Genomic DNA, 13,502 nt, shown 5'->3' on the forward strand with positions numbered 1-13,502 from the left:
GTTCTCGGCCCAGACGCGACATAGGCTGGGGCCTCGGCGCGGTCCATGGGTGGCCGGGCCGCCCGCTCCATGGCCCGCTCCATGGCCAACGCCCGCTGACAGAGAGCTTGGATGACCGCCACCGACGCGACCCGCCCTTCCCCGGAGGCCTCCCGCCGCCCGAGCCGCGCCGTCCTGATCGCAGGCGGGGGTCTCGTGGGCCTGACCCTGGCCCTCGCCCTCAAACGCGCCAACGGCCCGGCGCTCGGCGTCACCGTGCTCGACCCGAACGGCGTGGCCCCGGAGCGCCAGCGCGGCCGTGCCTACGCCGTCGCGGCCGGCGGTCGGCGGATGCTGACGCAACTCGGCGTCTGGGCGCGCCTGGAGGGCGCGGCGGAGCCGATCACCCGCATGGAGATCAGCGACAGCCGGGTCTCCGACCCGGTGCGGCCGACCTTCCTGAGCTTCGACACCGAGACCGGGCGCAGGCCGGAGGATCCCTTCGCCCACATGGTCGAGGCGGAGCCCTTCGCGGCGGCGCTCGCGGCGGCCTGCGCCGAGGCGGACGTCGCCGTGGCGCGGGCGGGCGTGGTCCGGGCCGCCTGCGAGGGTCCGCGGATCGTCGCGACCCTCACCAGCGGCGAGACGCTGGCCGCCGACCTCCTTGTGGCGGCGGACGGAGCGCGCTCCCGCCTGCGCGAGGCGGCCCGCATCGGCTGGGTCGGCCGGACCTATCCCCAGGTCGGCATCGTGGCGACCATTGGCCACGAACGGCCGCATGGCGGCCGAGCCTTCGAGCATTTTCTGCCCTCCGGCCCCTTCGCCATCCTCCCGCTCCCCGATGGCGGGTCCCTCGGCCACCGCTCCTCCATCGTCTGGACGGAGCGGGCGGACGAGGCGGAGGCCCTCCTGTCGGGCGGGCCCGACGAGGTCATGGAGCAGATCGAGCGGCGCTTCACCCTCGATCTTGGAGCCCTGGCTCTGGAATCCGGCCCGTCGAGCCATCCGCTCGCGGTAGGGATCGCGCGGGCGTTCCAGGCCGAACGCGTGGCCTTGCTCGGCGACGCGGCGCACATCATCCACCCGATCGCCGGGCAGGGCCTCAATCTCGGGCTGGCGGACGTGGCGGCCCTGGCGGAGGGCGTGACGGAGGCGCTGCGCCTCGGCCTCGATCCCGGCGCGCCCGAGGTGCTTCGGGCCTACGAGCGGGCCCGGCGCTTCGACACGGTGGCGATGGCGGCGGCCACCGACGGGCTGAACCGGCTGTTCTCGAACGACACCCTTCCCGTGCGGCTCGCCCGCGACCTGGGCCTCGGCCTCGTGGACCGCCTGCCGGGCCTGAAGGGCTTCTTCATCCGCGAGGCGGCCCAGCGCAGCCGCACCGTGCCGCGGCTGATGCGGGGGGAGGCGCTGTAGGGGTAGGGCGCACCTCCTTTTCGTCATCGCGAGCGCCAGCGACGCAATCCAGGGAAGCGGGACGTCTCCGGACGTGACGGATCCCTGGATTGCGTCGCTTCACTCGCAATGACGGTGGCGTTGGAAGCTCAGCCCTTGTTCTTCGCCCGCTCCATGCCCTCGGCGATGAGGCGGTGAGCCTCCTCCTTGTCGCCCCAGCGGACGAACTTCACCCACTTGCCGGGCTCGAGATCCTTGTAGTGCTCGAAGAAGTGCTGGATCTGGTGGATCGTGATCTCGGGCAGATCGGTGTAGTTCTCGACCCGGTCGTAGCGCTTGGTCAGGTGGCGGGAGGGCACGCCGATGATCTTCTCGTCCTCGCCGCCCTCGTCCTGCATCACCATCACGCCCACGGGGCGCACGCTCATCACCGCGCCCGGCACCACGGCGCGGGTGTTGGCGACGAGCACGTCACAGGGGTCGCCGTCACCCGACAGGGTGTGGGGGATGAAGCCGTAGTTCCCCGGGTAGAACATCGGGGTGTAGAGGAACCGGTCCACGACCAGGGCGCCGGACTCCTTGTCCATCTCGTACTTGATGGGCTCGCCGCCGAGCGGCACCTCGATCACCACGTTGACGTCGTGCGGCGGGTTCTTGCCGATCGAGAGGGCATCGATTTTCATAGGGTCGCTCCCGTGTGCGGATCTCGCCGCCATCGGGCGTCTCATAGACATGCGGGCGCGATCTGAGAATTGCGCAGCGGCAACGGAACGGAAAAACCGTCACGCTTCCGTTTAGCCGAATAAATACCCCACCTTCGCCAGGGTGATCCCGGCCAGCCTGTCGGGGACGAGCGGTCCCCGCGTGCCACCCATACTTTCGTAGAAGGCGCTCGCCCGGACATTGTCTTCGAGAGTCCAGACGCCGAGGCGGCCCAGGCCGTAATCGGCGAGATCGTTGCGGACGGCCCGGAACAGGCGCCGCCCGAGCCCGACGCCCTGGAATTCCGGCAGCAGGTAGAGTTCGTCGATCTCGCCGTCCGCCCCGAGCGCCCGGCTGCGGGCCCGGCCGTAGGACGCGTAGCCGACGACCGTCTCACCGGTCTCCACCACGGCGACCGGGCGCCCCCGGCTGAGGGCTGCGCGCCACCACGGGCGGCCCCGCTGGGAGATCAGTCGCTCCAGGGCGACACCGGGGATGATGCCGCGATAGGCATCCCTCCACGCCTCGTCGAACACCCGCGACAAGCCGCCGACATCCCCGTCCCGGGCCCGGCGGATGCTCGTCGTGCGCGTGCTCATGGGCGAGATCTCCCCTGATCCTCCGGCGGACAACACCCGGGCGGCCCGGAGGTTCGCTGCCGATCTGGACTGAGTGAAGGCAAGATCGGCGCCGATCTCGCGCGGCGGCACCGGCGGCGGCACCGGCGGCGGGGCGAGGGCCGGGGGCGATCGCGGAGATTTGCCCCTCCCCCGGACGGCTGGTACAGGCGGGCATCGTCCCCCGGATCGACCGTGTTCAAACGTTTCCTCACGCCCGAGCGGCGCTACGCACGCCGGATGGCCCGCATCGCCCGCTTCGAGCGACCGATCGGCGGTCCCGGCAGCCGCCTCATGGCCTGGGCGAACATGCTCCTCATCGATCACGGGGTGTTCCGTCTCGCCTATCTCAACAGGCACCGGGTCGGCGACGGCCGGATCTGGCGTTCGGCCCAGCCGGGTCCGCATCAGCTCGCCCGCTTCCGGGCCGAGGGCATCCGCACCGTCATCTCCCTGCGCGGCGGGCGGGAGCACGGGTCCTGGCCCCTCCAGCGCGAGGCGTGCGAGCGGCACGGCCTGACCCTGGTGGAATTCGTGCTGCGCTCCCGCGAGGCGCCCGATCCGGACACGATCCTGGCGGCCAAGCGGTTCTTCGCCGAGATCGAGTACCCGGCGGTGATGCATTGCAAGGCGGGAGCGGACAGGGCGGGCCTGGCCGCCGCCCTCTACCTGATCCTGCACGAGGGGCGCCCCGTGGCGGAGGCCGCGCGCCAGCTCTCGGCCCGCTACGGCCATTTCCGGTTCGCCAAGACCGGCATTCTCGATGCCTTCTTCGCCCGCTACCTCGCGGAGGGCGAGGCGAAGGGCCTCGACTTCCTCACCTGGGTCGAGACCGTCTACGACCCCGAGGCGCTGAAGCGCGACTTCCGGCCGGGCTTCTGGTCCGACGTGGTGGTGGACCGGCTGATCCGGCGCGAGTAGCGGCCCGGATCCGGCGCCCCTACCCCCCCGGCGGCCGCGCCGCCTCGCGGAACGGGTGGGCCGGATAGGTGCCCACCACCCGGACCTCGCGGGAGAAGTAGCCGAGTTCGTCCAGCGCCCGGCGCAGGCCCGGCTCGTCGGGGTGGCCGTCGACCTCCGCGTAGAACTGCGTGGCGGTGAACTCGCCCTCGACCATGTAGCTTTCGAGCTTCGTCATGTTGACGCCGTTGGTCGCGAAGCCGCCGAGCGCCTTGTAGAGGGCGGCCGGGATGTTGCGCACCCGGAAGACGAAGCTTGTGACGAAGGCGCCCTCCCCGTCGGCCGCCTCCGGCTCGGGGGAGAAGACCACGAATCGCGTGGTGTTGTGGGCGGCGTCCTCGACGTCGCGGGCCAGGATCTCCAGGCCGTAGACCTCCGCCGCGAGGGCGGGGGCGAGGGCGGCGCGGGTCCGGTCCCCCGCCTCGGCGACCTCCCGGGCGGCGCCCGCCGTGTCGCCCGCCACCACGGAGCGCAGGCCGAGGCGGCGGATGATCCGGCGGCATTGTCCGAGCGCGTGGACGTGGCTGTGGGCCGACTTCAGCGCCTCGATGGGCGTGCCCGGCAGCGCCATCAGCTGGAAGTGGATCGGCAGGAAGTGCTCGGCCACGATGTGGAGCGGCGAGAGCGGGATGAGGTGGTGGATGTCCGCCACGCGGCCCGCCAGCGAGTTCTCGATGGGGATCATCGCCCGCTGGGCCCGGCCCTCGGTCACCGCCGCGAAGGCGTCCTCGAAGGTGGCACAGGGCAGCGGCGTCCAGTCCGGATAGGCCTGGCTGCAGATGATGTGGGAGTTCGCCCCGGGCTCGCCCTGGTAGGAGATCGTGCGTGCGGACATGGTCTCTGGCGTTTCAGTTGAGGCGGCGGCGCTGCATCAGCGCCCGGGCCTTCTCGAGGTCGGCCGGGGTGTCGACGCCGAGCGGCAGGTCGTCGACGACCACGGCGTCGATGCGCATCCCGGCCTCCAGGGCGCGGAGCTGTTCGAGCTTCTCGCGGGTCTCGAGTTCGCCCGGCGGCAGGGCGACGAACCGCGTCAAAGCCTTCCGGCGGTAGGCGTAGAGGCCGATATGGTGCCACAGCGGCCCCGGGCCGTAGGGCGCGCGGGCGCGGGTGAAGTAGAGGGCGCGCAGGCGGCGCGGGCCGACCTCGTGGCCGACGAGCTTGACCACGTTGGGGTTGTCGGCCTCCTCCAGGTCGGTGATCGGCGCGCAGAGGGTGACGATGTCCACCGTCCGGTCGGCCAGCGGCAGGATGGCGGCGCCGATGATGCCGGGATCGATGGTGGGCAGGTCGCCCTGGACGTTGACGACCACGTCGTGCCGCCCCTCCGGATCGACGGCCTCCAGCGCCTCGGCGAGGCGGTCGGAACCCGACGGATGGTCGGGCCGGGTCAGCACCGCGAGCCCGCCCACGGCCTCGATCACCTGCACGATCTCGGGCGTGTCGGTGGCCACCACCACGGGGCCGATCCCCGCCTCCACCGCCCGGCGCCAGACGTGGACGATCATCGGCTCGCCGGCGATGTCGGCGAGCGGCTTGTTCGGCAGGCGGGTGGCGGCAAGACGCGCCGGAATGAGGACCAGGGGATCGGACATGGCTTCATGGACCCGTGGGAAGCGCCGGTCTGTATCAGGACCGCGACCCCTTGTCGTCCCTCGGGGTCGGTCGTCCCTCGGGGTCTTCCGGGCGGGTCCGGTAACACATCCGGCAGAAAATTGCCGATGCCCCCACCCGCGACCCTGCGTGCGGGGCCGGCGCCATTGTCAAGATCGGTGCGAAGCGGCTAAGGCACCCTCGAAACCTTCCAGGGTGCGGCGGCGTGGCCCGGTCCGCTCGCCGAGGCGCGCCCCCGGGACGTTAGAGAGGCCCATGAACGCGTTCGAGGTCAACAAGATCGCTGGCGCCGTACTCGGCGCCCTGCTGTTCGCGGCGGGATCCGGCTTCGTGGCCGAGCTGATCTACCATCCCAAACCAGCCGGCAAGGCCGGCTACGACCTGCCCGAGCCGGAGCCCGCGGCCGCCGCGGCCCCGGCCGAGACGGCGAGCGTCGAGCCGATCGCCGTGCGCCTCGCCAGCGCGAGCGCCGAGAAGGGCCAGGGCGGCACCAAGGCCTGCCAGGCCTGCCACAGCTTCGAGAAGGGCGGCCCGAACAAGGTCGGCCCCGACCTGTGGGACGTGGTGGAGCGCAAGAAGGGCGGCCACGAGGGCTACGACTACTCGGCGGCCCTCAAGGAGAAGGGCGGGACCTGGACCTACGCCGACCTCGACGAGTTCCTGACGAGCCCCAAGGGCTACATCAAGGGCACGAAGATGGGCTTCGCAGGCATCGCCTCGCCGACGGAGCGGGCGAACGTGATCGCCTATCTGCGCAGCCTGTCGGACAGCCCCAAGCCGCTGCCGGCCGCCGAGAAGGCTGAGGAGAAGCCCGCCGCCGCGCCCGCCGCCGCCAAATCCGAGGAGAAGGCGGCTCCCGCCGCCCCCGCGGGCGACAAGCCCACCGCCGCCAAGCCGGCCGAGAACAAGCCCTCCGAGGGCAAGGACAGCCCGGCCAAGCCCGCCGACACCACGACCGCCAAGCCGGCGATCGAGAAGCCGCCGGGCAGCCCGCGCCCCGAGGGCAACGGCAGCGACCGCAACGCCCCGAGCCCGCCGGCCAACGCCCACGACAGCGACCAGCAGGGCCAGCCTTCGAGCCTGATCCCCCCCGAGCCGACGGCCCCCTCCGCCCCGGCCGCGAAGGAGCCCCCCGCCCAGGCGAATCCCGAGGCGGTGGAGAAGGCCAAGGAACTCGACATCACCGTCCCCAAGAAGGACGAGACACAGGCCCCGAAGCCGTAAGCGCACGGGAGCCGATGGGGGCCGGGCCTTAAGCCCGGCCCCTTCGCCATTCGGGTCCGGTTCGTGCCGGCCGATCCGGGCGCCCGGCGCCCGCGGATCGCAGCCATCGGGCTCCACCCGCCCGCTTCGCCTCCGCTCGACGACGCTCCGGGGTTTCGCGCGTGCCGGACGACACCTCCGATCCACCGGCCGCCCGGCGCGCGCCCCTCGCCCTCCTCGTCGCCGTGACGATGACCGGCACGGTGGCCCTGCACATCTTCGTGCCGGCCCTCGCGGCGGCGGCGGCGGATCTCGGCACTACGGCGGCGGCCGCGCAGGCGACGATCACCGTCTACCTCGTCGGCCTCGCGGGCGGCCAACTGGTCTACGGCCCCCTCTCCGACCGGTACGGCCGCCGTCCGGTGCTGATCGGCGGCCTCTCGCTCTACCTCGCGGGACTGCTGCTCGCGATTCCCGCCCCCTCCATCGGCGTGCTGCTGGCGGCCCGGCTGCTGCAATCGCTCGGCGCCTGCTCCTGCCTGGTGATCGGCCGGGCGATGGTGCGCGACGTCTCCACCCGCGAGGACGCCGCCCGCAAGCTCGCGATCCTCGTCACCGCCATGACGCTGACCCCAGCCCTCGCCCCGGCCATCGGCGGCGTGGTCAGCCAAGCCTTCGGCTGGCGGGCGGTCTTCGCCCTGCTCGCGGGGACGGTCGCCGTCCTCACGGCCCTCGTCGTCCTGACCCTGCCCGAGACCAACCGGCACCGGATGGCCCTGCCGGGGGTCGGCGCCGTGGCGGCGGCCTACCTGCGGCTCCTGCGGATCCCCGTGCTCCGCGCCTACCTCGTGGCGGGTGCCTGCGGCGGGACGAGCCTCTACGCGTTCCTGGCCGTGGCGCCCTTCCTGCTGGTCGACCGCCTCGGGCGTTCCCCGCAGGAGGTGGGGTTCGATTGCCTCGCCGTCGTCTTCGGGATGGTGGCGGGGGCGGTGCTGGCGAGCCGGATCGCGGCCCGCGTGTCGATCCGCCGGGCGGCGCGGGGCGGCAACCTCCTGTGCATCGCCTCCGCCCTGATCCTGCTGGCGATCGACCGGAGCGGAGCCCTCACCGTGGTGAGCCTGATCGTGCCGCTGTTCGCCTACGCCGTCGGCGTCGGCCTTCTCAGCCCCAACGCCGTGGCCGGGCTCATGAACATGGCCCCGCACGCGGCGGGTTCGGCCTCCAGCCTCTACGGCTTCACGCAAATGGCCTTCGGCGCCCTCTTCACCGTGGCGGCCTCGTCGTGGCCGGCGACCTCCGCCACGCCCGTCGCCCTCACCCTGCTGGCGGCGGGCCTCGTCGCGGCGGCGGCCCTGCGCCGGGCCTCGTGAGCCCTATCGGGCGGGTGCCGTGCCGCCCCCCGGCGCGAGGGGTCCGGTGAGTCCGGCGGCGAATCCCTCCGTCAGTTCCAGCCAGAGCAGGCGGGCCGGATCGACCGGGCCGGGCATGACGAGGCGCCCCATGGGCACCGGCGCGAAGCCGAAGCGGGCATAGTAGGGCGCATCGCCCACGAGGATCACCAGGCCCTCGCCCGCCGCCCTGGCCGCGTCGATGGCGGCCTTGGTCAGCGCGGTGCCGATGCCCCGCCCCTCGAAGCTCGGATCGACCGCCAGCGGCCCGAGCATCAACAGCCCCGAATCCCCCACCCGCACGGGGGTCATGCGCACGGAGCCGACGAGGAAGCTGCCGACCGAGGCCGTGACGCCGAGATCGAGCCGGTGCGGATTGCCCTCGCGCAGGCGGTAGGCGGTGCGCGCGAAGCGCCCCGGCCCGAACGCGCGGGCCTCCAGCTTGCCGATGGCGGCGGCGTCCTCCGTCCGCTCCGAGCGGACGACGAGGGAAAGGTTGGTCACAGGTCGGCGGCTCCGCGGGATCGTAAGCCGCGTAACAGCGTGGAGGCGTGGGGGCAAACGCCGATATTGCCCGTCGTCGCGAGCGGGAGCCGATGCCATCCAGGGCAGCGTCCTGGCCGGACAGCGGTCCTCCGCCCCTGGATTAAGTCGCTCCGCTCGCAATGACGGACAGTCAGACACCCCTGGCAGAAAAATCGATGCGCGGATCGATCCAGACGTAGATCAGATCGGAGAGCAGATTCACCGCCAGCCCGATCAGCGAGAAGATGTAGAGGGTCGCGAACACCACCGGATAATCCCGCCCGACGATGGCACGGAAGGAAAGCTCCCCGAGCCCGTCCAGGGAGAAGATCGTCTCGATCAGCAGGGAGCCGGTGAAGAAGGCCGCGATGAAGGCGCCCGGAAAGCCCGCGATGACGATGAGCATCGCGTTGCGGAAGACGTGGCCGTAGAGCACACCGCGCTCGGACAGGCCCTTCATCCGCGCGGTGAGGACGTATTGCTTGCGGATCTCGTCGAGGAACGAGTTCTTGGTGAGCAGGGTCGAGGTGGCGAAGGCGCCGATCACCAGGGCGGTCAGCGGTAGCACCATGTGCCACGCATAGTCCGTGACCTTGTGCCAGGTGGAAAAGTTCTCCCAGCCCTCGCTGGTGAGGCCCCGCAGGGGGAACCACTGGTAGAACGAGCCGCCCGCGAACAGGATGATCAGCATCAGCCCGAACATGAAGCCCGGCACCGCGTAGCCGACGATCACCACGGCGGAGGTCCAGCGGTCGAACCGCTCCCCGTCCTTCACCGCCTTGCGGATGCCCAGCGGAATCGAGATCGCGTAGGACAGGAGCGTCATCCACAGGCCCAGCGAGATCGAGACCGGCAGCCGCTCGCGGATGAGCTGGATCACGCTGACATCGCGAAAGTAGCTGCGGCCGAAGTCGAAGCGGATGTAGTTCCACAGCATCATCGCGAAGCGCTCGGGCGCCGGCTTGTCGAAGCCGAACTGCTTCTCGAGCTTGGCGATGAATTCCGGGCTCAGCCCTTGCGCCCCGCGGTAGCGGGAGTTGCCCCCCGTGGCGCCGGCGTTGCCGCCCCGCGAGCCGCCGCCGAGGTCGCCGCTGCCGCCGGTAACGCGGGAGAGCGCGCCCTCGTTCTGCCCCTGCATCTTCGACAGCACCTGCTCCACCGGGCCGCCGGGGGCGAACTGAACGATGGCGAAGGTGATCAGCATGATGCCGAACAGGGTCGGGATCATCAGGCCGATGCGGCGGAGGATATAGCTCAGCATGGCATTGCGCCCTCCGCCTCGGTCCCATGCTCGACCGCCATCGCGGGCGGAACGAAGCTTTCCACGAGCGGCGGGCCGACTCGGACCGTGGCGCTACCCTGGATTGCTTCGCCTTGCTCGCAATGACGGGATGGATCGATGGTCATCCTCAACCCCGTCCGATCCGGCGCGCCTTCTCGGCGTCGAACCACCATGTGGCCGGGGCGGCGAGGTCGTATTTCGGCGGGTTCGCCGGGCGGCCGTAGACGTCCCAGAGGGCGAGGCGGTGCTTGTCGGCGTACCACATCGGCACCCAGTGACGCCCGGCCCGCAGCACCCGGTCGAGGGCGCGGCAGGCGGTGGTGAGGGCGGCGCGGGACTCGGCCCCCGCCAGGACCGTCAGCAGCGCATCGACGGCCGGGTCGGCGATGCCGGACAGGTTGTTGGAGCCGGGGGTCGCGGCGGCCCGCGAGCCGTAGAGGTCGCGCAGGTCGGCGCCGGGCGTCACCCCGCCGCCGTAGCGCCGGGCCGTGAGGTCGAAATCGAAGTCCTTGAGCCGCGCCTGATACTGCGACGGGTCGACCATGCGGCTCGACGCCTTGATGCCGAGGAGCGCGAGGTTGCGGATGAAGGGCTGCGTCACCGGCTGAAAGACGGGGTCGTCGTCCAGGAATTCGAGCGTCAGGGCCTCGCCGGAGGGCAGGCGCAGCTCGTTCCCCGACCGGACGCAGCCGGCCTCGCGCAGCAGGGCGTCGGCCCGCTTCAGGAGCGCCCGGTCCTGGCCGGACCCGTCCGAGACCGGCGGCGTGACGGGATCGCCGAACACCTCGGCCGGGAGCCTGTCCCGCAGGTGTTCGAGGAGCGCCAGTTCCCCGGGCGAGGGCATCCCCGTGGCCTTCAGGTCGGAATTCTCGAAGAACGAGGCGGTCCGCCGGTAGGCGCCGTACATCAGGTTCTTGTTCGACCACTCGAAGTCGAAGCACAGGCCGATGGCCTCCCGAACCCGCGGATCCTGGAACTTGGCCCGCCGCCCGTTGATCCACCAGCCCTGCGTGCCGGAGGGGCGCGCGTCGGGCACCTCGTCGCGCACCACCCGGCCCTCGGCCACCGCCGGGAAGTCGTAGCCCGTGGCCCAGACGCGGGAGGTGAACTCCTCCCGGTAGGTGAAGGCACCGCTCTTGAACGCCTCGAAGGCCACGGTGCGATCGCGGAAATACTCGTAGCGGATCGAGTCGAAATTGTTCTGGCCGATGCAAACCGGGAGGTCCGCCGCCCAGTAGTCGGCCACCCGCTCCAGGCCGATGGACCGGCCGGGATCGACGGCGCCGACCCGATAGGGGCCGGAGCCCAGCGGCGGCTCCAGGCTGGACGCCTCGAAGTCGCGGCCCGCATAGTAGGCGGCCGAGAAGATCGGCAGTTGCGCGATGGTCAGCGGCAGGTCCCGGGCGCGGCCCGGCGCGAAGGTCACGACGAGGCGCTCGTCGCCCTCGGCGCGGGCCTCGCTCATGTCGCGGATCGTCTCCGCAATCTCAGGGTGCCCCCTGTCCCGCAGAATCGTCAGGCTGAAGGCGGCGTCCTTCGCCGTGAGGCGCGATCCGTCGCGGAAGCGGGCCTGGGGCCGCAGGGTGAAGGTGTAGGTCAGCCCGTCGGGGCTCACGGTGACGGCGCGGGCGACGAGGCCGTAGATCGCGTCGGGCTCGTCCAGCGCCCGGACCATCAGGCTGTCGAAGGTCAGGTTCATCCCCGCCGCGCCGGCGCCGCGCAGGACGTAGATGTTGAGGGTGTCGAAGGTGCCGAGCGACTGGTTTCCGATGGTCGAGGCGAGCTGACCCGAGAAGCGCCCGCCCTTGGGCGCCAGCGGGTTCACGTAGGCGAACCGCTCGAAATCCTTCGGGTATTTCAACTCGCCGAAGCTCGACAGGCCGTGCCGCTCGTCTCCCTCGGCCGCCCGCGCGGCGGTCGGCGCGAACCGGGGCAGCGCCGCCGCGGCGAGACTTCCGAGGACGAGGCCGCGCCGGGTCGCCCTCACCGGGGCGCCCCCGTCTTGGCGGCCAGCGCCTCGTCGTACCACCACGTCGTCGGGAAGCCGGACGCGCCGTAGAGCGGCAGCACCGGCGGGTGGCTGAACCGGTTCCAGCGCAGGGTCCGCTGCCGGTCGGACGCCCATTGCGGCACCACGAAATCGTGGGCGAGCAGCACCCGGTCGAGCGCCCGGGTGGCGGCCACGACGCCCTCGCGGTCGGGGGCGAAGACGAGCTTGTCGATCAGCGCGTCGATGGCGGGATCCTTCACGCCGATGAGGTTGCGCGAGCCGGGCTTGTCGGCGGCGGCGGAGCCCCAGTACTCCCGCTGCTCGTTGCCCGGCGAGAGCGATTCGCCCCAGCCGGTGGTGGTGATTTCGAAGTCGAAGTTGCGGATCCGGTTCTGGTACTGCGCCTGATCGATCACCCGCAGGCTCGCACCGATGCCGATGAGCTTGAGCTGCGCCGAGAAGGGCAGGATCACCCGCTCGAAGGTGTTCTGGAATTCCAGGAACTCGACGGTGAGCGGCGTGCCGGCCTTGTCGATCATCTGGCCGCCCTTCAACTCGTAGCCCGCCTCGCGCAGCAGGCGCACCGCCTCACGCAGGTTGGCGCGCACGGCATCCGACGTGTCGCTGACGGGGTTCTTGTAGGGCGTGGTGAAGACCGAGGCCGGGACCTTGTCCTTGACGCTCTCCAGGATCTCCCGCTCACGCCCCTCGGGCAGGCCGGAGGAGGCGAGTTCGGACCCGAAGAAGTAGGAATCGATCCGCTTGTACAGGCCGTAGAACAGCGCCTTGTTCATCTCCTCGAAGTTCATGGCGAGGTTGAACGCCCGGCGGACGCGCTGATCCTTGAACTTGTCCTTGCGCGTGTTGAACACGAACGCCTGCATGATGCCGTTGCCCCGGTCGGGGAAGGGCTCCTTGATGAGGCGACCCTCCTTCACGGCGGGGAAGTCGTCGTAGGCGGTGGCCCAGTTGCGGGCGATGTTCTCGATGCGGAAGTCGTAGAGGTCGCCCTTCAGGGCCTCCACCAGCACCGTGCCGTCCCGGAAATACTCGTAGCGGACGGTACCGAAGTTGTTGCGGCCGACATTCGCGGGCACGTCCTTGCCCCAGTACTCGGCGACACGGGTATAGGTGGCGGTGCGGCCAGGCTCGAGCTTCTCAAGCCGGTAGGGGCCGGAGCCGAGGGGGATCTCCAGGGTCGTCTCGGTGACGTTGCGGGCGCGGCCTTGCGCGTCCTTGCCCGTCCACCAGTGCTTGGGCAGCACGGGGAACTGGCCGACCACCTGCGGCAGCTCCCGATTGCCCTTCTCGGAAAAGGTGAAGGTCACCTCGCGGGGGCCCGTTGCCTCCACCTTGGCGACGTTGTGATAGTAGGAGGCGTAGAAGGGCGAGTTGCCCTTCAGCGTCTCGAAGGACCACACCACGTCCTCAGGCGTGATCGGCCGGCCGTCATGCCAGGTCGGCCCCTCGCGCAGGCGGTAGACCGCCGAGCCGAGATCGGGGCCGACCTTCACCGCCTCCGCCAGCAGCCCGTAGGCGCTGGACGGCTCGTCGGAGGAGGTCGTGGTGAGCGTGTCGTAGATCTGCTGGATGCCGCCTTCGAGGTCGCCCTTCAGGCCCGAGACGACGATGTTCAGGTTGTCGAAGCCGCCCTGGACGCCGAGGCGCACGAGGCCGCCCTTGGGCGCCTTGGGATCGGCATACTCGAAGTGGGTGAAGCCGGGCGCGTATTTCGGGGCGCCCATCAGGGTCAGCGCGTGGGTCCACTCGCCGTCGGGGGTCGCCGGGGCGGGTTGCGCGCCGGCGGGCCGGACGAGGCAGGCCGCGAGCAGCGTCCCATTGAACAGGCG

Annotated in this window: 12 protein-coding genes; 4 read left to right on the forward strand and 8 right to left on the reverse strand. The window is 71.1% G+C overall.

Translation table 11 applies throughout. The annotated features are described in order from the left end of the window. Positions 1–111: 111 nt before the first annotated feature. Positions 112–1,395: an FAD-dependent monooxygenase gene (locus MFF06_RS00820; RefSeq protein ID WP_238201081.1), complete on the forward strand. Its 1,284-nt coding sequence runs from the start codon at positions 112–114 to the stop codon at positions 1,393–1,395. A 128-nt stretch (positions 1,396–1,523) separates the two neighbouring features. Here the strand turns inward: MFF06_RS00820 and ppa are convergent, their stop codons facing one another. Together ppa and MFF06_RS00830 are read right to left on the reverse strand one after the other, a co-directional pair. Then, on the reverse strand, positions 1,524–2,057 hold the full coding sequence (gene ppa, locus MFF06_RS00825; protein WP_238201083.1) for an inorganic diphosphatase: 534 nt from the start codon (positions 2,055–2,057) through the stop codon (positions 1,524–1,526). A 111-nt stretch (positions 2,058–2,168) separates the two neighbouring features. Then, positions 2,169–2,675, reverse strand: a complete 507-nt coding sequence (locus MFF06_RS00830) for a GNAT family N-acetyltransferase (protein ID WP_238201084.1) — start codon at positions 2,673–2,675, stop codon at positions 2,169–2,171. A 213-nt stretch (positions 2,676–2,888) separates the two neighbouring features. Between MFF06_RS00830 and MFF06_RS00835 the strand changes: the two genes are divergently transcribed. Continuing rightward, complete coding sequence (locus tag MFF06_RS00835) at positions 2,889–3,614, forward strand: tyrosine-protein phosphatase (RefSeq protein ID WP_238201086.1); 726 nt, start codon at positions 2,889–2,891, stop codon at positions 3,612–3,614. 19 nt (positions 3,615–3,633) lie between these two features. Here MFF06_RS00835 and MFF06_RS00840 read toward each other — a convergent pair whose 3' ends face one another. Beyond that, on the reverse strand, positions 3,634–4,488 hold the full coding sequence (locus MFF06_RS00840; protein ID WP_238201087.1) for a prephenate dehydratase: 855 nt from the start codon (positions 4,486–4,488) through the stop codon (positions 3,634–3,636). 13 nt (positions 4,489–4,501) lie between these two features. Next, a complete protein-coding gene (locus tag MFF06_RS00845; RefSeq protein WP_238201089.1) occupies positions 4,502–5,245 on the reverse strand; it encodes a 3-deoxy-manno-octulosonate cytidylyltransferase in 744 nt (247 codons plus the stop codon). A 274-nt stretch (positions 5,246–5,519) separates the two neighbouring features. Between MFF06_RS00845 and MFF06_RS00850 the strand changes: the two genes are divergently transcribed. Together MFF06_RS00850 and MFF06_RS00855 are read left to right on the forward strand one after the other, a co-directional pair. Continuing rightward, positions 5,520–6,488: a c-type cytochrome gene (locus MFF06_RS00850; RefSeq protein ID WP_238201091.1), complete on the forward strand. Its 969-nt coding sequence runs from the start codon at positions 5,520–5,522 to the stop codon at positions 6,486–6,488. Positions 6,489–6,649: 161 nt separating this feature from the next. Then, positions 6,650–7,837, forward strand: a complete 1,188-nt coding sequence (locus MFF06_RS00855; protein ID WP_283207227.1) for a multidrug effflux MFS transporter — start codon at positions 6,650–6,652, stop codon at positions 7,835–7,837. A gap of 3 nt (positions 7,838–7,840) precedes the next feature. Here the strand turns inward: MFF06_RS00855 and MFF06_RS00860 are convergent, their stop codons facing one another. From MFF06_RS00860 to MFF06_RS00875, 4 genes are all read right to left on the reverse strand, one after another. Beyond that, entirely contained in the window at positions 7,841–8,359 is a 519-nt protein-coding gene (locus tag MFF06_RS00860; RefSeq protein WP_238201092.1) for a GNAT family N-acetyltransferase, read from the reverse strand. A gap of 172 nt (positions 8,360–8,531) precedes the next feature. Then, positions 8,532–9,641: a microcin C ABC transporter permease YejB gene (locus MFF06_RS00865; RefSeq protein WP_238201094.1), complete on the reverse strand. Its 1,110-nt coding sequence runs from the start codon at positions 9,639–9,641 to the stop codon at positions 8,532–8,534. Positions 9,642–9,789: 148 nt separating this feature from the next. Then, positions 9,790–11,649, reverse strand: a complete 1,860-nt coding sequence (locus tag MFF06_RS00870; protein ID WP_238201095.1) for an extracellular solute-binding protein — start codon at positions 11,647–11,649, stop codon at positions 9,790–9,792. Next, positions 11,646–13,484: an extracellular solute-binding protein gene (locus MFF06_RS00875; protein WP_370876558.1), complete on the reverse strand. Its 1,839-nt coding sequence runs from the start codon at positions 13,482–13,484 to the stop codon at positions 11,646–11,648. The genes MFF06_RS00870 and MFF06_RS00875 overlap by 4 nt, the downstream gene beginning before the upstream one ends. Positions 13,485–13,502: the final 18 nt, after the last annotated feature.

It is taken from the genome of Methylobacterium aerolatum (assembly GCF_022179085.1).
Lineage (GTDB): Bacteria > Pseudomonadota > Alphaproteobacteria > Rhizobiales > Beijerinckiaceae > Methylobacterium > Methylobacterium aerolatum.